Source organism: Alkalihalobacillus sp. BA299 (genome assembly GCF_017745675.1).
Lineage (GTDB): Bacteria > Bacillota > Bacilli > Bacillales > Bacillaceae_F > Alkalihalobacterium.
In genome coordinates this window covers 192,840-209,684 of the sequence record NZ_JAFLJM010000008.1, presented here as the reverse complement: position 1 = coordinate 209,684, position 16,845 = coordinate 192,840, and the positions used below count along the sequence as shown (strand labels likewise).

The 16,845-nt window shown below is 38.2% G+C and carries 19 protein-coding genes; 8 read left to right on the top strand and 11 right to left on the bottom strand.

Translation table 11 applies throughout. From position 1 onward, the window contains the following. The first annotated feature begins 60 nt into the window (after positions 1 to 60). Positions 61 to 765, top strand: a complete 705-nt coding sequence (locus J0N78_RS12925; protein ID WP_209123508.1) for a response regulator transcription factor — start codon at positions 61 to 63, stop codon at positions 763 to 765. Between the two features lie 163 nt (positions 766 to 928). Here the strand turns inward: J0N78_RS12925 and J0N78_RS12920 are convergent, their stop codons facing one another. The 3 genes from J0N78_RS12920 to J0N78_RS12910 form a co-directional block, all read right to left on the bottom strand. After that, positions 929 to 1,321, bottom strand: coding sequence for an ectoine synthase (locus J0N78_RS12920; RefSeq protein ID WP_209123507.1), 393 nt, complete (start codon positions 1,319 to 1,321; stop codon positions 929 to 931). A gap of 495 nt (positions 1,322 to 1,816) precedes the next feature. Further along, positions 1,817 to 2,146, bottom strand: a complete 330-nt coding sequence (locus tag J0N78_RS12915) for a hypothetical protein (protein WP_209123506.1) — start codon at positions 2,144 to 2,146, stop codon at positions 1,817 to 1,819. Positions 2,147 to 2,234: 88 nt separating this feature from the next. Continuing rightward, complete coding sequence (locus tag J0N78_RS12910; RefSeq protein ID WP_209123505.1) at positions 2,235 to 2,708, bottom strand: hypothetical protein; 474 nt, start codon at positions 2,706 to 2,708, stop codon at positions 2,235 to 2,237. A gap of 94 nt (positions 2,709 to 2,802) precedes the next feature. On the opposite strand from J0N78_RS12910, the gene J0N78_RS26515 reads away from it, so the two are divergent. Further along, positions 2,803 to 2,991, top strand: a complete 189-nt coding sequence (locus J0N78_RS26515) for an ATP-binding protein (RefSeq protein WP_209123504.1) — start codon at positions 2,803 to 2,805, stop codon at positions 2,989 to 2,991. A gap of 118 nt (positions 2,992 to 3,109) precedes the next feature. On the opposite strand, the gene J0N78_RS12900 is transcribed toward J0N78_RS26515, so the two are convergent. Further along, positions 3,110 to 4,045, bottom strand: a complete 936-nt coding sequence (locus J0N78_RS12900; protein ID WP_307794930.1) for a S8 family peptidase — start codon at positions 4,043 to 4,045, stop codon at positions 3,110 to 3,112. 234 nt (positions 4,046 to 4,279) lie between these two features. Then, positions 4,280 to 4,819, bottom strand: coding sequence for a DoxX family membrane protein (locus J0N78_RS12895; protein WP_209123502.1), 540 nt, complete (start codon positions 4,817 to 4,819; stop codon positions 4,280 to 4,282). Between the two features lie 349 nt (positions 4,820 to 5,168). Here J0N78_RS12895 and J0N78_RS12890 point away from each other — a divergent pair, with 349 nt between their 5' ends. Genes J0N78_RS12890 through J0N78_RS12880 form a run of 3 tightly spaced genes read left to right on the top strand, consistent with a single transcriptional unit; the run spans position 5,169 to position 7,123 of the window. Then, positions 5,169 to 5,543, top strand: coding sequence for a response regulator transcription factor (locus J0N78_RS12890; RefSeq protein WP_209123501.1), 375 nt, complete (start codon positions 5,169 to 5,171; stop codon positions 5,541 to 5,543). Beyond that, positions 5,533 to 6,168 (top strand): chemotaxis protein CheC, encoded by a 636-nt coding sequence (locus J0N78_RS12885; protein WP_209123500.1) that lies wholly within the window; start codon positions 5,533 to 5,535, stop codon positions 6,166 to 6,168. Before J0N78_RS12890 ends, J0N78_RS12885 begins: the two co-directional genes overlap by 11 nt. Further along, positions 6,161 to 7,123, top strand: a complete 963-nt coding sequence (locus J0N78_RS12880) for a sensor domain-containing diguanylate cyclase (RefSeq protein ID WP_247747283.1) — start codon at positions 6,161 to 6,163, stop codon at positions 7,121 to 7,123. The genes J0N78_RS12885 and J0N78_RS12880 overlap by 8 nt, the downstream gene beginning before the upstream one ends. Before the next feature lie 287 nt (positions 7,124 to 7,410). Here J0N78_RS12880 and J0N78_RS12875 read toward each other — a convergent pair whose 3' ends face one another. Beyond that, a complete protein-coding gene (locus J0N78_RS12875) occupies positions 7,411 to 8,856 on the bottom strand; it encodes an NAD(P)-binding domain-containing protein (RefSeq protein ID WP_209123499.1) in 1,446 nt (481 codons plus the stop codon). Between the two features lie 281 nt (positions 8,857 to 9,137). Between J0N78_RS12875 and J0N78_RS26165 the strand changes: the two genes are divergently transcribed. Further along, a complete protein-coding gene (locus J0N78_RS26165; RefSeq protein WP_280637214.1) occupies positions 9,138 to 9,341 on the top strand; it encodes a methyl-accepting chemotaxis protein in 204 nt (67 codons plus the stop codon). A 133-nt stretch (positions 9,342 to 9,474) separates the two neighbouring features. Here J0N78_RS26165 and J0N78_RS12865 read toward each other — a convergent pair whose 3' ends face one another. The 4 genes from J0N78_RS12865 to J0N78_RS12850 all read right to left on the bottom strand — a co-directional run bounded on the left by J0N78_RS12865 (position 9,475) and on the right by J0N78_RS12850 (position 13,784). After that, positions 9,475 to 10,266: an SDR family NAD(P)-dependent oxidoreductase gene (locus J0N78_RS12865; protein WP_209123498.1), complete on the bottom strand. Its 792-nt coding sequence runs from the start codon at positions 10,264 to 10,266 to the stop codon at positions 9,475 to 9,477. Between the two features lie 25 nt (positions 10,267 to 10,291). Beyond that, a complete protein-coding gene (locus J0N78_RS12860; protein WP_209123535.1) occupies positions 10,292 to 11,437 on the bottom strand; it encodes a thiolase family protein in 1,146 nt (381 codons plus the stop codon). A gap of 4 nt (positions 11,438 to 11,441) precedes the next feature. Beyond that, positions 11,442 to 12,917 carry an AMP-binding protein gene (locus tag J0N78_RS12855; RefSeq protein WP_209123497.1) on the bottom strand — a complete coding sequence of 492 codons (1,476 nt, stop codon included), beginning with the start codon at positions 12,915 to 12,917 and terminating at the stop codon, positions 11,442 to 11,444. Positions 12,918 to 13,214: 297 nt separating this feature from the next. Then, positions 13,215 to 13,784 (bottom strand): biotin transporter BioY, encoded by a 570-nt coding sequence (locus J0N78_RS12850; RefSeq protein WP_209123496.1) that lies wholly within the window; start codon positions 13,782 to 13,784, stop codon positions 13,215 to 13,217. A gap of 684 nt (positions 13,785 to 14,468) precedes the next feature. Here J0N78_RS12850 and J0N78_RS12845 point away from each other — a divergent pair. Together J0N78_RS12845 and J0N78_RS12840 are read left to right on the top strand one after the other, a co-directional pair. Next, complete coding sequence (locus J0N78_RS12845) at positions 14,469 to 15,650, top strand: ParM/StbA family protein (RefSeq protein ID WP_209123495.1); 1,182 nt, start codon at positions 14,469 to 14,471, stop codon at positions 15,648 to 15,650. Positions 15,651 to 15,659: 9 nt separating this feature from the next. Continuing rightward, complete coding sequence (locus tag J0N78_RS12840) at positions 15,660 to 16,271, top strand: hypothetical protein (RefSeq protein WP_209123494.1); 612 nt, start codon at positions 15,660 to 15,662, stop codon at positions 16,269 to 16,271. A gap of 52 nt (positions 16,272 to 16,323) precedes the next feature. Here J0N78_RS12840 and J0N78_RS26160 read toward each other — a convergent pair whose 3' ends face one another. Then, positions 16,324 to 16,455 (bottom strand): hypothetical protein, encoded by a 132-nt coding sequence (locus tag J0N78_RS26160; RefSeq protein ID WP_280637218.1) that lies wholly within the window; start codon positions 16,453 to 16,455, stop codon positions 16,324 to 16,326. Positions 16,456 to 16,845 lie beyond the last annotated feature (390 nt).

The following is a 16,845-nucleotide window of genomic DNA, read 5'->3' as shown; positions in this document are numbered from 1 at the left end:
TTCATATATAATATATAGTAAATAGAACGAGATGAAAATGAATATTGGAGGATTATTGAAGTGACAAACAGGAAAATCTTAGTTGTTGATGACGATGAAGTCATTAATGAAGTCATTAGTCTTTATTTAGAAAAAGAAAGGTTTCAAGTGATACGTGCTGAAAACGGGACAGAAGTTATGACACTGGTGAAGAAGGAGCAGCCAGATCTAATTATTCTTGATATTTTATTACCTGATTCTGATGGCGTCGAGATATGTCGTGAATTAAGAAAGTTTACAGAGATACCTATCTTGTTTGTTAGTTGTAAAAATGATGAAATGGACAAAGTGTTGGGACTTGGAGTGGGTGGCGATGACTATATCACTAAACCGTTCAGTCCAAAAGAGCTTGTTGCACGCGTGAAAGCGCACCTCCGTCGAAGTCAAAGCGTTGATCTTAGCGAGGAAAAAGGAGAGGTATTGCTATATGACACTATGAAAATTGATATAATGGGCCGTACTGTCGAGGTAAGTGGTAAAGATGTCTCTTTGACGGCAACGGAATATGAATTATTATGCCAGTTGGCTCGGCATCCAAATCGTGTATTTAGCATGGAAGAATTATATCAGTTGCTCTGGAAAGCAGACAGCAATGGGGAAGTTAAAACAATTACCGTACATATAAGTAATTTACGAAAAAAAATAGAACAGAAACCGACGAAGCCGCGCTTCATTCTAACCGTAAGAGGGGGAGGTTACAAGTTTAGTGGAAATGCTCGGAAATAAAGTAGGATTTACCGTTAGCCTGTTACAGTGAACCATACAATATCAGTACTGCTAGCGAACTCGTTAAGAACAGTGATTTCAATTTTTGTTGATAGGTAGGCTACGGTCTTCCCAAATAATAATATTGGAAATGACCGTAGTTTAACATCATATACTATTTAAGTTACTCATCGTCCTCTATTAAAGGATATACACCTTCTTCATCATGAGTTTCTCTTCCAGTGAGTGGTGGGCTAAAGACACAAACCATCCGCATATCAGTTTTGGCTCGCAAGTAATGATTATCGTGGTTATTAAGAGCGTACATTGTACCAGCCTTTATAGTATAGACCTTACCATCATCAATGGTTTCAACTTCGCCTTCTCCTTCAATACAATAGACGGCTTCTAGGTGATTTTTGTACCAGATATGGGTTTCAGTTCCTGCTCGAATGATTGTATCATTAAGAGAATATCCCATATTATCATTTTTGAGGAGGAAACGACGACTTCTCCAATTTCCACCTTCAACATCTTGACCCATCTCTTTTAAATCTTCTAAAGATCTTACAATCATTTTGATTTAGCTCCTTTCATTCTTTTCATTTTTATCTTTTCCTAACTATCTTTTCCATATGTAAAATGTTTTTTGAAACATCATTTAAAGAATTGAATTGTATAGAAAAATCGACGATCTCTTAACTAACTGGGGTCATAAAAAAATAGTCTTCTTTATTTTTACCTTTTTATTATCAGGGAAAAGTTCTGTGAAAGGGTTCTTAATCGCAAGACCCTCACTTCTATAAGGTAAAGTGGGGGTCTTATGTGCTTGGAGCAAGGATTCTGTCATTTTATCAGTTGTAGAAGGTCGTATCATCAACTCTAAGATTAGGCGGAATCCTAGCGATAAAACGGGGTTCAAACTAGAACAAACAGCCAATCAAGGTGGCTCGTATCCACGAAGCGATTACATGGGCTAGAAAGGATTACTTAGACAAATTTCAACCTGGCCATAAAAATATAGGTGTTAAGGATCTTGCATTACGTGAATGAACATGTGTGTGAGGGTAGTTCAAAAAGAAGTATTTTGATTTAAATCTCCAGTCCCTGATTCAGTGCCTTGATTAAATCTATCATTTGGTTGAGAAGCTGCGTTACCACGTGTAGTAGCTTGAGCAGATTGAGGATCAGCAGCTTGAGCAGTACCATCTTTACCGACACTTGCCGCATCTGGATTACCACCAGCAGCAGCTGAACCACCCTTACCAACAAACGCTACATTTGCGAATTCTCCTGCTGCAACGCCGGACTTTCCAATTGCTACCTCTCGTGATGTATTATTTACAATATTAATACAACCACAACATTCATCTTCAAAATGTTTCTTTTCTTTTTTGCTCATACAAATCACCACCTTTCAATTAATATATAAAACCATTTTAAATATAAGGAGGATCTTATCCTTTTAACCTGTGTATTCGAATGAATATTTATTGAGAAGTATCTTGATTTAAATCTCCAGTCCCTGATTCTGTACCTTGATTAAATCTATCATTTGGTTGGGAAGCTGCATTAGCACGTGTAGTGGCTTGAGCAGATTGAGGATCAGCGGCTTGAGCAGTCCCATCCTTCCCAACACTAGCTGCATCTGGATTATCACCAGCAGCAGCTGAACCACTTTTCCCAACGATTCCAATGTTGGTATTTTCACCAGCTCCTACTCCTTGTGTACCGATAGCAACTTCGCGTTGAGTATCATTAATGACATTAATTTGTGGTTTGAAATCAATATTAATAGCTAGATTTTTCAATGCATTTTCAACTTCTTTTTTAATAAGTTGGTTTAAATTTTTTTTCAATTCTTTTTCTAAATCTTTTTTTAGATCCTTTTCTAAATCTTTTTTCAATTCTTTTTCGATATCTTTTTTTAGTTCTTTTTCTAAATCTTTCATTTCTTTACCCATCTAGTTCTTCACCATCCTTTCTAGATAATATAGAATATATAATTTAACGCGATTGGAAACGGCGATCAACTTAATAAAATAATTCTTTTATTAAATGTGTTTTAATCATCAGGCATTTATAAACCTATTAGGTAATGCTATTCGCTACGCTGAAACTACGGTTACAATTAAAAGCTATCTTCAACAAGAAAAAATTATTTTTGAATTCAGTGATGATGGAAAAGGACTAAAACCAGGTAAAGAGGAAAAAGTCTTTGAAAGATTTTACAGTGGGGAAAAGTAGCTTTAAGACCCCACTTCTATAAGATGAAGTGGGGTTTATATACGAGAATAAGAAAGTTTAAATTTCGAGGTTATCTGTAAGCGTTCTAAGTGGATTTAGGTTAATAGGTAATTTAGAATTAGCATTTATTTGAGGCTGGAGTTAAATTCACAAGTCCATGTCCTGCAGCTCTTGTGTCTAAGTTTAAGTCAGTGGTGTATTGAGTTAATAGGTGATAAATCTCAGGTTCTGTTAATCTTTTTCCATTTTTTTCGTGTATGGCAATAATTAAAGCTACTGCTCCTGCTACATGTGGGGTTGCCATGGATGTACCTGATAATCTTGCGTATCTTCGATTAGGTATTGTTGATAATATGTTTACTCCTGGTGCTACGACGTCAATTAGATCATTTGTATTTGAAAACCATGCCAAGTTTTTCAGTTGATCGACTGCGCCTACTTCAATAACTTCTTCATATGCTCCTGGATAGGCATATTCATTCGTATTTGTATTACCGTCACCGCTATTACCAGCAGCTACCACGACAGATACTCCCTTATTTACAGCGTACTTAATTGCCTCATGTAATTCAGGGACATCTTCTGGACCTCCAAGTGACATCGAAATGACTCTAACCTGTTCATCATGTGGTCCTCTCCAATCGGTTGCCCAACGAATACCGTCTATAATACCCTTATAAGAACCTGAACCATTGCGGTCTAAGACCTTACCGATTAATAGTTTTACTTTCGGGGCAACACCTACAACCCCTTTGTTATTATGCTTAGCACAAATCGTTCCAGCAACATGAGTACCGTGGTAATGGTTATCTGTAAATTTATTTTTTTTCCCACGATAATCAGATGTGAAATTTCTTCCTCCGATAATACGTCCTTTTAAATCCGGATGTTTCGGATCACAGCCTGTATCTAAAACGGCAACGACGATACCTTTACCTTTTGACTGATTCCATACTTTTGGTGCATTAATCATGCCTACACCGTATGGAATCTCGCTAATCTTTGAATCAATCTCTTGTTCGATTGTTAAAGGAGGTAATTTAAACACCTTCACTATCATTCACTCCCCATTTTTTCTTTAGATGTGGTAAGTAGATTATTAGAAATAAAATCATTAGTCTTTTATTATTTTTATGCTGAAAAGAAAAAATGGTATAGACAAAAGAGGAGTGTGATAGTTGATTTTAAATCGGAAAATTTATGAGGTGAAGCTTAAGTCAGTGGGGGACTTCATCCCCCGACTGAGTGTGAGTTGAAAAAAAGTTGTTCAATTGGATTAGTAACATACTTATGAATTGATTGGAAGATTCTTTTTATTGGATGGCATAGATACCCTTTGTTCAGTTTTCATTCGATGGAATGACAGTAGGATGTCTAAATTAAAATATTTATCGAGACTGAAGTGAAATACATCTGATCTGAAAATGAGTAGTGAAAATGCACTAGTATATAGAACAAGACTCATGATATTCATATTTCCAGAAAGGATGAAATTAATGTGCATAAGGAGACACATTAGAATAGAAGGGATCGTAAATAAGCCAGCTATAAGAAATATACCCAGTAAAATTTGGACAATGGGAATAAGGTAGTTCAAGACTGTTACATATTCTAAAGCAATGTTCTCAATGAAAACCTTATAGAAGGTTGGGGTGCTAGGGTTTTCTAATGACATCAATAAATACTCTTTCAAAAATACACCAGGATCTTTAAACCATGATTTTTCCGTAATTTTGGTTACCCCTGCTAATAACCAACCTACACCGAAAAGAATACGCATTAAAACAATGAGACTTAAAAACAATCTTCCATTTTTCATTACTTTCATAGATAATCCTCCTCATCTTTCCTTAAGGAATTAATTTTGCCTTAAGGAAACTTTTTAAGCAAAAAAAATCCACTGAAGCGGTTTAGGTATTTACCTTAATGAATAGTATGCTTCTAAAGTTAAAAAGTTTCCTTTGTTCATAAAAGTTTACCATGAGCAAAATATTTTGTAAATATATATTTAGATGTGAAAATTAGCAATAAAGTAAGGGGAGCGACAAAGTTTTTTAGTGTAATAGAATAAAATGTAAAAAATTGATGGATATTGTAATGTATTTATTTTCTGAATTGTAGTAAAACGATATAATAGGTACAGCACAATGAATATGGGATGCGGGGGATAAGAAGTTATGAAAATATTAGTAGTCGAAGATTCATTGTTTGTACAAAATGTAATTCGAAAAGTTATACTTGAAAATATTGAAGGCTGTGAAGTTATAACGGCTAATGATGGAAAGAAAGGTTACAAATTATTTTTAGAGCAAAAGCCAGACATGGTGACGACGGACCTTTTAATGCCAGTGGTGAGTGGACAGGAACTCGTTCGGAAAGTCCGGGAGCAGGATCATGAAACGAAGATTATCGTAATTTCAGCCGATGTTCAAAAAGCGACAAGAGATGAAGTCGAGGAACTAGGAGTTGCTGGATTTATTAATAAACCGGTAACCGGTGAAAAAGCCGAATTGTTAATCAAATTAATTAAGGAGGCGCAAAATGTTAAATGACCTTCAAAAGGATTTATTAACGGAATTAGTGAATGTGTATGTCGGACAAGCAGCTAATATGCTTTCTGAGATGGTTAGCCAAAAAATTGCTCTGTCTATTCCTGAAGTTGAACTCATTTCCATATCTGATGTTGATCCTTTTGACCAGAGGTTTAATATTTTTTTTAGTGAAGGTCACCTTATCACTTCGTCATTAAAATTTGGTCATGAGTTTAATGGAAAAGCGATTTTGATGTTCCCTGCAGACCAGGCTAAAATATTAGTAAATACGTGCTTAGGAGAAATGATAACAGAAAATGATGTAGATGCAAAAAGTTTAATGGATACAGATTTGGACGTTTTAAAGGAAATTAGTAATGTCATTCTGAATGCAATTATCGGAGAATTTGGGAATTTTTTGGAATTGAGGCTTGAGTATGCATTACCGGAGATCGAGCTTATATTTATCTCTCAAGCAGACAAAACGACTTTTCTTCAAAATGAAGTCCATGTATTGATTTTACACACTTCCTTTTTACTTGCGGAGACTAACGTAAAAGGGGTGATCGTCATTGCACTAAGTATGAATTCGATCTCAACACTGCTTAGTAAAATTGATGCATTATTGGAGAATGCTCATGGATAAACTGGGTAGTTTAGTTTTTCAAGCATTAGATAAGACAAATGTTGGCATGATCATTGTAGATAGAGATTTAAAAATTCTTTTCTGGAACCAATGGCTAGAGCGCTTGTCCGGTAAGAAGCGGGTGGAGGTTCTAGGTAATAAATTAAGTGACGTTTATCCACGCTTTAAAATGAAAACTTATTCAGACATATTGCAAAATGTACTATTTCATGGCCAAAGCAGATTTTGTTCAAGCACATTGCATAAGGCATTCTTTCTTCCTAAAGAGGTTCAGGATGAGAATGCTATTAAGCAAAATATGCGGATTGAGCCGCTTTATGAAGGCGACTCCTGTTATGCTTTGATACAAATTAGTGATGTGACTACCACCTATAATCGTGTGTATAAGCTAAAAAGTTTAATTAAAGAAATGGAAGTAGAGTATAACGAAATTAAGACCTCTGAAGAAATCAGTAGGCATCGCTCATTGCATGACTCTCTCACAGAGTTACCGAATCGCCTTTATTTCAATGATCGGCTTGCTTGGGCTATTAGTTATGCACAAAGAAACGGCGATAAACTAGCTATCATGTTCTTGGACCTCGACGATTTTAAAGAAGTTAATGATACGTATGGTCATGATATAGGGGATCGCGTTCTAAAAGAGACGGCTCAGCGTTTAAGAAGCTGCATTCGAAGTACGGATACGATTGCTCGCCTTGGAGGAGACGAATTTACTGTAGTATTAAGCCAGCTGAAGGATGATAAAGATGCTGCCATTATAGCTGAAAAATTCGTAAAGGTGTTAAACGATCCGTTTGAATTGAATGGGGAGTTCATCCATCTTTCTATAAGTATTGGAATTAGTATTTATCCGCGAGACGGACAAGAACCTTCCTACCTTTTAAAAAAGGCAGATATGGCAATGTACAAGGTGAAAGCAAATGGAAAAAGTGCATTTGAATACATCGATTAGCTCCTTGCAGCGTCATAACAATAGGACGAGAATTATTAAAGCGGCTGGTAACTTTTTAATCAATATGGACACAATTTAGACACAGTTTGGACAATAAAACATGGAACATGGACAGAATATTTGAAAATCTAGATCATAACACTGAAATCTGGACTATATTTTCGGAATCTGGATCATAAATTCATAATGACGACTCTATTTTTAAAATTGCAGTATAGCTGATAAAAATACGCCCCAAGTGGTTCAGCTTCACTTGGGACGTCATCAGTCTGTAGCACTTTTGTTCTTTATGTGGTTCGATTTATAGACAGAAGGGATTCTTTTTTCGACCACTCCCCAACAAACTCAACCTCATCATAGTTAAAGAAGCTTTGTAAAATGTCTTCCCGGTCATCGAGGAATAGCTGATCGGCTACTGCTGAAACAAGCTTAGGTATACTAAATCTCATGCCAGATAGTGCAGATGCTGATATACCACAACTAATCAAGGCGGAGTAGTTAAAAGCAAAGAGGCCATGCAGACGCTTCTTTCCACTTTCATCACGACTAAAAAATGCAAAGCCAGGACTGAGGTAAGGGTGTGCGTCTAGCATAGGATTTGCTAATTCTACAGGGGCTTTATAGTAATCCCCCCAACGTGCAATATGCTCTTCAACAAGTTTAAGCTCTGGACGTAAAGCTGGATCAGTGAGGAGACCCGTGCTGATGATGAGAAAATCAAAGGTGAACTTACCTTTCGCTGTAGTCACGACTGCGCCCTCATTTGTAGCTTTGACATCGAGCCAAGGCGAACCTAAATGAAGGTGAAAACCAGGCCAAGAAGCTGCGCGGTCAAATGTGTCATTCGTCGGTGGCTGATTGTGTTTAAAGAAATGGGCGATCGCTGCATATTTCTCTGCGTCCGAGAGTGTATGGAAGCGTTCAATCATACCAGACCCCTCCATTTGACGAATAGGATTAATACGAGGTAATTCCTTCCTGCGGACAAATACATGAGCTTCAGCTACACCTTCTGTTAGTGCAAAATTGGCATTGTCAAAGGCAGAAGCTCCACCACCCAAAATAGCAATCTTTTTCCCTTTAAGCGTATTAAAATTAATTGCTTCAGAGGTATGAGCAAAGAGATGTCGAGGTAATTGATTAGAAATCATTGGTGGTACATGCCATTCGCCACCACCTTGAATACCCGTTGACAAAATGACTTTACAAGCAAGTAATTGTTTAGCTGGTGCTCCTCGGCCTTCGATATGCAAACGGTGAACTCCTTCTTCGAGCGGTTCAATTAGCTTGAGCTTCACCTCATTAATGACGGGTAAATTAAGCACATTTCGATACCAGCGTAAGTAATCCATCCAATCGCCTCGAGGAATTTTATCGATGGTCTCCCAGCTTTTCGGCCCAAATTGAGCTTCCCACCAAGAACGGAAGGTTAAAGAAGGAATGCCAAGGTCAATAGATGTTAAATGCTTAGGTGTTCTCAAGGTAATCATACGGGCATACGTTTCCCAAGGTCCCTCTAGCCCTTCACAGTTTTCGTCGATAACAAGAATGTTCGAGACTCTTTCACGTAACAGTCCAAAGGCCGTTCCGAGGCCACTTTGGCCGCCACCAATAATGACAACGTCATAGACATGTCCCTCAGGATGGTTCACTGGGCGAACCCAATCTAATCCTCCGAAAGCGAGATAAGAAAGGTCAGTTTTTACTCGTTCGCTTAAAGCTTCTAAGCTCATTATTATTCATTCCTTCCTTTCAGTATCATCGTTCACGTCACTTGTAGCTTTTGGCTAATCGTATCACTTCTCTCTTTTTTATTGAATGTACATTGTAGCTAAAATCTCTTTTCCTAATTGTTCAAAATCACCAGTCATTTTTGTCTTAAAAGGACATAGACAACTGTAAAAACTTCGTCCTACACCGTTTAAAAAGCGCACTAAATATACCTCTTTCAGTGTTTAAGTAACTTTAGCTTTCAGTTATTAGTCATGTTAGATAATGACACGAGGTTTTTGTAATGACTAACCACATATGTATCGATTTCTTGGTCTTAAATTCAGGAATCGAAGCAGCTCGAGCAGGTGATGCTGGTCGTGGATTTTCAGTCGTTGCGACAGAAATTAAAAAGTTTGCGGAAGAAAGCTTAAATGCAAGTAAAACAATGCGTATAAAGGTAAAGGCTGGTCGGTTATTGTCGTTGAATCGGTCGTCTAAAGGGTAAGAAGAGAGTGAAATCGAAAAAGAGTTATGCACCTCATTCGCATGGTCTAAGTGCATTCGAGAAGAATGGAACTTGGGGCTTTCACAAGGTCGAGGCGGGTAAGTCCTAACGATTCACTCTCTTTTGTTACCTATTATTCAAAATGATATGGAGCTGAGGTAGGCGGGGGCCAGCGCACAATCTTTTTTCCATTCACTCCAAAGATAGCTCCTGTCTTTTCTAAATCTCGGTTCTCTAATAGATGCATTACAAAGCTCGCTACATCATCAGGTAAACCTATTTCCCAATAAGAAGGGAGCTCTTCGCCAGCTTCAGCCGCTTTTCTTTTTGCTTTTTCAATATAAGGTTGTGTCATATTCGTTAGAGCAGCTGGGGCAATGGCATTTACTACGATCTTGTCACGCTTAAGTTCCTTGGCCAGTGTCCATGTCATCCCGTTAATGGCAGCTTTGGCTGCACTATAATTGACTTGACCGATGGTACCTTCTAATCCTGCGGTCGATGTCATATTAATAATGTGACCGGCACTCTTTTGTTGTTTAAGTGCCTGAATGAACGGTCGTGTGCAGAAGAATGTCCCATTTACATGGACATTGATGACATTAGTAAATTCACGATCTGTCATTTTATAAGACATTTGGTCATGAATAATTCCGGCATTATTAATTAAAATCGATACATGGCCAAACGATGTGAGGGCAAGGTCTACGAGCTTCTGTCCTGTTTCAGGATGCTCGATTGGCTTGGCTAAACCGACTGCTTGTCCTCCGCGCGCTTTGATTTCCGAGACGGTTTGCTCAACTCTCTCGGGATTTCGCCCATTTATAACAACGGCGGTGCCACTTGCTGCAAGCTGTTTTGCGATACTATAACCAATTCCTGTCGTTGAGCCGGTAATAATGGCAGCCTGTTCATTGAATTTCAAATGATCACCTCTTTTTTCTAGTTAATTAATCAACCCATTCGAAAAGAGTAGCTAGTCCTAATCCGCCACCAATTCCTAATGTAGCTAAGCCACGTTTCAGCTGTTTTTTCTTCATTTCCGATAACAATCGTGTCACTAAAATGGCTCCTGATGCTCCGTATGGATGTCCAATTGCCAGTGCACCTCCATTTTGATTCACTTTTTCTAGTGGGATTTCTAATGCATGTAAACTAGCTAATACTTGGGATGCAAAAGCTTCATTAAATTCAACGATATCAATGTCTTTAACGGATAATTGTTGCCGTTTTAGTAATTTTGTAACTGCTGGTACAGGGCCGATGCCGAGATAGTTCGGGTCAACTCCTGCACTAACTGCATCAACAAAGCGTAATGTCGGCTGCAGCCCTAGTTCTTTACACTTATCAAGTGACATGATTAACACGACAGCAGCACCGTCATTAATCGGACAAGCATTTCCGGCCGTGACGGTTCCATTTTCTTTAAAAACGGGAGGAAGAGAATTGAGTTTTTCGATCGTTGTGTTTTTACGTGGACATTCATCGATCGTCATTCCATGTACTGGGACGATTTCATCTGAAAACACCCCAGCCTCCGTTGCCTGAACAGCTTTTACGTGACTATTGTACGCATACAGGTCTTGCATTTCACGAGTGATTTGGTGAGCTTCTGCTACATTTTCAGCCGCTATTCCCATGTCTGGGTCACCGATATCATCTGGAGAAAAACGGGCTCTCGTAAACAGTTCAGGACCTTTTGGATGATATAGAGAAGAAGGCTTTGCAATTTTCCAAGGAGCTAAGCTTGTACTTTCTACACCACCTGCGAAATAGAAGTCACCTGCGCCAGCTTGAATGAGCCTAGCTGCAAGGTTGATCGCTTCTAATCCAGAACCACATTGTCGGTCGACAGTTACCCCTGGTACAGAAACAGGTAATCCTGCCGTTAACGAAGATAAGCGAGCAATATTTCCGCCTGGTCCTACCGTGTTCCCGAGAATGACTTCATCAATCGAAGCTTCATCAAGTTGAAATTGCTTGATAATATGTTGAAGGAGGGGGGCAACTAATTGTTGAGGAGGAACATCTTTGAACATACCGCCGACTTTGCCGACGGCTGTGCGTTTTGCTGTTACAATGACGGCTTCTTTCATCATTTCACGTCCTTTGGTGTTCTAATTTTTCTTGTAAAAGCTTCATTACTTCATTTCTAGCAATTTTTCTACTCGTCGTATACGGAAAAGCATCAAGCTTAATAAACAGCTGCGGGCATTTGTAAGAAGCTAGCTTTTGTCTGCAATACTCTTTTAATTGCTGATCAGTGAGTTGTTGGTTTAGCCTCCACTTAATAGCTGCAACAACTTTTTCACCCCAATATGGATCGTCCAACCCAATGACAACAACTTCATCGATTTCAGGGAGGGTAGACAATACTTTCTCGACTTCTTCTGGGTAAATATTCAGGCCTCCACTTATGATCATATTTTTCTCGCGTCCTACAAGGGTGATGTATCCATTGGCATCGATATAAGCTAAGTCGCCGACTGTCGCCCAATCCCCGTGAAAGACTTCGCTTGTTGCTAGAGGATTGTTGAGGTATCCACTAAATGTTAGCTTACTCTTAACGAATAATTTACCAATTTGACCACGATCAACTTCAGTACCATCAGGTCGTCGAATCGATACTTCAACGCCAGGAAAGGGGCTGCCGACTGATTCTGGATTCTCAATGTTACCTTGATCGTCCAAAACGCTAACAAAGCTTAATTCAGAGGCTCCGTAAAATTCAAATACTTCAGCATAAGGAAGGACGAGACGCGCTTTTTTCTTTAAGGGAGCTTGCCATTTTGCACCAGAAGATATGACTTTTTTGACAGTGTTGATGGGTTGTTCTTTCTTTTCGTATACATTATAAAGTGCAGAAAACATCGTTGGCACGAGGTAGAGTATCGTAATAGGACTTGTACTTAATGTACGAAACACCATCTCGGCATTAAATTTTTTTGTGATATATAGTGTAGCTCCGATATAAAGTGCATGAACGGCTGCATACAAAAAATGAGAGTGAACGAGGGGGCCAGGAGCAAAAATGATATCTTCTTCTTTTATTTTGAAAACTAGCTCACTTCCAGAAAAGCTATGTATCCATGAGGAGTGAGTTCGTAGATAGCCCTTCGGTTTCCCAGTTGTACCTGATGTATAGCCAATGTAAAAAAGGTCGTATTCGGAGCGGGTCTTTATTCGGAACGCTGTCCTCGGCTGTTGTAGGAGCTGATCCAGTGATAGTGTAAGAACTTCAGTAGTATCGATTTGGTGAGCTGTAATCAACAGGTCAGGTGCACAATCGGTAACGATGTGTTGTAAATCATGAGAACTCCATTTCGGATCAAGCGGGATTGCGATCGCTCCCATTTCACTGATCGCTAAAAAAAGTGATAAAAAACGTACATCGTTTTCAAGTAAAAAGGCTATCTTTTTTTGGTGTGGATCGCCTATTGTAGTTACTAATTGTTGTTGAATTCTACGGACATTTTCATGTAAATGCTGATAGGTGATTTGTTCATCACCACATACAATCGCAGTCTTAGAGGAGTATGTATGTGCTATTTCTTGAATCGTTTGACCAATTACCATAAAAGTTCCTCCATGTTATGTTATTTTCCATGATTATACCATTAATAGAGAGGAGGGAAATGGCTGGCGTCTTTCATAAGAAAAAGAAAAAAGGTGCCCAAGGGACACCAAGCAACAAATTTTAAAGAATAAGAAATTTCGAGGATGTCTAGCTGCAGCGCCCAGCGTCTAGTGGACTTCCCTCACCGCCGTACGATAAGTCATCATCAATTCACTAACGTTCATCGTGTTTCCTTTATCTCCTGCGGCTCAGTCCAGTCCATACACCGCTGAACGGGCGCTTGCGCTTTTCTTGTATCATGCAGCTTTATTGTGCATATTATTTGATTTTTTAATAAGTGGATATGCTTTCTTAATCTGCATGGCAATGACTGCTGCAACGATTGCTTTTGCAATGTCACCAGGGATATAAATAAGAGCTTGATAGGCTGCTGTTCCCCACGCAATCCCTGTGTTAAAGGAAAGGAAAGTGATACCCCCAGCGTAAATAATGATAATTCCGCCGATTACGTTAAATAAAATAAAACGAGTTACGTTCATCTTATGCCAATACTTTTCCACTAAATATCCAATTACAAATGCGGCAACGGGCCAACTTAAAATATAGCCACCACTAGGACCTAAGAATACGCTAAAGCCACCGCGGCCACCTGAAAGAAGTGGAGCACCAAATGCGACGAGTAAAACAAAAATAACAAGACTTAATCCACCGTACCTAGCACCTAAAATAGCTCCAGCCAGCATGACGCCTAACGATTGAGCTGTAATTGGAACAGGTGTAATCGGAAGAACAAGAGGCGGTAAAATACCGAGCGCTGCTATAACAGCAACAAAAAACGAAGCATACATCATATGTTTCAGTTTCATCATTATCACCATTTTCAAAATAGTATAAAAGAATTCCTTTTGCTTAGTATAAATTCACAAATGTCAGATGTCAACTAAAATAAAAATATGGTTAACAAAATAACAGTTTTTATTTTTATAAGTTAAATACAATAGTGATAAGTTAATAGAATAGAGAAAACGTCACCTTATATGATGAAATGCTGTGACAAAAAATGTGAAGATACTTTTGTAGGGGCTTCACCACAACTGAGTGCAAGTTAGTTAAACAGGATAAAATCTATCATTTATTCTGTTAACGGTAAAGTGAACGGAAATCGTAGTATAACCAATTGCCAACTAAAGTAGTAGGTAAAAACAGAAACGAGTCATATTACCGAGTGAAAAAGTAACATGTTTCATTTGTGTACAATCATGTATACGTGTAAACATAGTGTATTCATTTTGTGTGCGAATTTGTAAACTTGTACACAAATCCGTATACATAGCATAGTAGCAACGTGTTTACAATTTAGTTTACTTGTATACTTAATTGTGTTTTCGTATACGAATTGAACACAACTTATGATGTATTGACCGTTCTACTAGCCTCCTTTACGCTTAAGATAGCAGGAAAATGATAGTTTTTATAGAAAGTTTAACAAACGGTCTAAAAAGCAACAAAGCATACGAAAGCGAGCAAAAAAGATTCGAAAGGATGATTGGATGAGTGTTTCTCGAATTGCTGCGATTGATGTAGGGAATGATTGTGTTAAGGCGATTTTTGGAAAGTATGATTCGGAGTTGTATATACCAAATGTTATAGCTAGAGATACAGAAGATAGGCCGGTTATTGGCATCGAAGATTTGAATGAAAAAGATCCGCTCGATGGAATTCATATTCGGGTTCACTCCCCTGCTCTCAAAGAGAACAATGTCATTTATCGTGTTGGAAATCTAGCAACAAAAAGCGATAACCCTAATGAACTTGATCCAGGAAGTAGCAAATCAGAAGAAGATCAAACGTTAGTGATGCTGTTCACTTCTTTAGCATTAGACGCAGTACGCACACAAAGTTCGAAATCTTCAAAAGACTTAAAAAATATTATTGATGCCAACTATACTCTTGGAACAGGGTTACCGCTCCGCGAAGTGAAGGAAGGAAGAGATGTCGGTTATCGTTCTCAACTATTAGGCTCTGTTCACCAAGTCGAGTTTTTAGTTACACCAAAGTATCAAGGGCTAAAAGTAAATATTAAGTTTGATGAAGTAAAAGTGTATCCAGAAGGATTTGCTGCTTATATTAATTTAGTGATGGACAAGGATTTAAATATCATTAATCGAGATTTAATTGATAAAAGAATTCTCATTCAAGATATAGGCGGGTTATCGACCGATGTAGCTGTTATTAAAAATAGAAATGTAGACGATGATAAGGCGCAAGGGTTTAATATTGGGGTTTCTGAATCACTTGAGGCGATTCGTGAAGAAATTCGGTCTAAGCATGGGGTTGAATTAGATAGTCGCCGTGACGTCGTTGAAATTATTACGAGAAAAAATGATCGAAACCATATCATGGTGAAAGGCAGTCGGACAAGCGTCCATGATATCACTGATCGTATTTTGTTAGAGTTAGCGAAAAAGCAGTACCGTCACCTTCGTAATGTTTGGCAAAAAAATTCTCAAACGGAAATTTGCTATTTTGTCGGTGGCGGAGCTATGGTTTTAAAGGATTATATTAAAACGTTAAACAATAACTTAGATGGCTATAATATTGAATTTTTTGAGGATGAAAAAGAAAGTATTTGGATGATGGCAAACGCCTATTATAAGTTAATTTCAGATTTTGTCCGTAAGAACAATAAGGAAACAAAAGCGACAGAGAAAAAACCAGTGGAAAATAAATAGGGTGATTCGATGAAAAAAAAGGGGACCACAGAAATACAACGAGGACAGGCAATTACGTTTCGGCTTCCTTCGGATACACCTGACCATATCATTAAGCAATTACAAAAATTAAAGGAAACGGAAAGAAGAAATTTTTCCAGTAAAATTGCTCAATTTGCTTTAGAAGGTGTGAGCAATTCACTGGCAAAAGACAGAGAAACCTTAGCAATTCCGCTTCCAAAAGCATTAACGAAAGAACAACGAAATTGGCTGAAGCATTCCCATTCAGAAGCTCTCTTAGGTAGTATCGTTTATCAATTATTAACTGATCCTCTTCGCGCAACTTCAATTTTAGCTGCGTTAAATAGTAATGCTTTAGATATTAATGAGGCGCTATACTTGCAAGAAGAGGAGAGCAAAACAGCTCCTTTAGAGCATACAATCGAGACAAGTCATGAAAGAGAGATAACGGAGCTAGAAGAAGTCAAAGCGACAGATGAAGTAGACCTAGAGGATGATCTGGAAAACTTCGATTGGGATGTAGCGAAGCAAGAAGTGGCTTCATCAGCGGAAGCAACACTAGAAAAAGACGAGAGCGTTGATAACCTTCTTGGTGGCTTTCTCGCACAAATGAATAAATAACGGAGACAGGCCCTTTAATACGTTAAAGGTGCCTGTCTCCATTTACATTACATTACTTTTTGGCTGTTCGTTTCTGTTTTGCCAGCAGTGCTTTTACTTCGTTATAGGTGAGGCCAGATTGAGCATTGAGCCGTTTGACTTCTTCGATATTTGTACCAGCAACAGTTGTTTTTGGTTGATCCACGATAGTCCTCTCCTTATTGTTTATTTCAACTATAGTCTTTACTTTTACTAAAATAATATTTTGTCGAAAAAAAGGAAGGATTAAAATTGTTGTTGACACAATTATTGGAAAATTATACACTTATAAATGCAAATATACAAGAAAGGGAGGGTTACGTCATGAAGCAGTTAAACGTTTTCACTAACACAATTTTATTAAAATCGAATGTGACCCGCCATAATGATCGAGTATAAATTATTATCTTTGGATAATAGCACTCGTATGCATTGATTCCTGCGTAGGTCACAATGGTTGTGACGTACGTTATTTTTATGCCCTTTTTTAGGCACCGTGCGCCCAAGCATGGTGCCTTTTTGCATCTTTTAGGGCTAATTTTTTAGGGGAAATGAG

What these genes read in the sequence shown, in the direction of transcription:
- J0N78_RS12920 (WP_209123507.1), bottom strand. Translation starts at nt 1,321, where the DNA reads ATGATTGTAAGATCTTTAGAAGATTTAAAAGAGATGGGTCAAGATGTT.
- J0N78_RS12890 (WP_209123501.1), top strand. Translation starts at nt 5,169, where the DNA reads ATGAAAATATTAGTAGTCGAAGATTCATTGTTTGTACAAAATGTAATT.
- J0N78_RS12845 (WP_209123495.1), top strand. Translation starts at nt 14,469, where the DNA reads ATGAGTGTTTCTCGAATTGCTGCGATTGATGTAGGGAATGATTGTGTT.
- J0N78_RS12840 (WP_209123494.1), top strand. Translation starts at nt 15,660, where the DNA reads ATGAAAAAAAAGGGGACCACAGAAATACAACGAGGACAGGCAATTACG.
- J0N78_RS12910 (WP_209123505.1), bottom strand. Translation starts at nt 2,708, where the DNA reads ATGGGTAAAGAAATGAAAGATTTAGAAAAAGAACTAAAAAAAGATATC.
- J0N78_RS12860 (WP_209123535.1), bottom strand. Translation starts at nt 11,437, where the DNA reads ATGAAAGAAGCCGTCATTGTAACAGCAAAACGCACAGCCGTCGGCAAA.
- J0N78_RS26515 (WP_209123504.1), top strand. Translation starts at nt 2,803, where the DNA reads ATGTGTTTTAATCATCAGGCATTTATAAACCTATTAGGTAATGCTATT.
- J0N78_RS12880 (WP_247747283.1), top strand. Translation starts at nt 6,161, where the DNA reads ATGGATAAACTGGGTAGTTTAGTTTTTCAAGCATTAGATAAGACAAAT.
- J0N78_RS12875 (WP_209123499.1), bottom strand. Translation starts at nt 8,856, where the DNA reads ATGAGCTTAGAAGCTTTAAGCGAACGAGTAAAAACTGACCTTTCTTAT.
- J0N78_RS12885 (WP_209123500.1), top strand. Translation starts at nt 5,533, where the DNA reads ATGTTAAATGACCTTCAAAAGGATTTATTAACGGAATTAGTGAATGTG.
- J0N78_RS26165 (WP_280637214.1), top strand. Translation starts at nt 9,138, where the DNA reads ATGACTAACCACATATGTATCGATTTCTTGGTCTTAAATTCAGGAATC.
- J0N78_RS12855 (WP_209123497.1), bottom strand. Translation starts at nt 12,917, where the DNA reads ATGGTAATTGGTCAAACGATTCAAGAAATAGCACATACATACTCCTCT.
- J0N78_RS12850 (WP_209123496.1), bottom strand. Translation starts at nt 13,784, where the DNA reads ATGAAACTGAAACATATGATGTATGCTTCGTTTTTTGTTGCTGTTATA.
- J0N78_RS12895 (WP_209123502.1), bottom strand. Translation starts at nt 4,819, where the DNA reads ATGAAAGTAATGAAAAATGGAAGATTGTTTTTAAGTCTCATTGTTTTA.
- J0N78_RS12915 (WP_209123506.1), bottom strand. Translation starts at nt 2,146, where the DNA reads ATGAGCAAAAAAGAAAAGAAACATTTTGAAGATGAATGTTGTGGTTGT.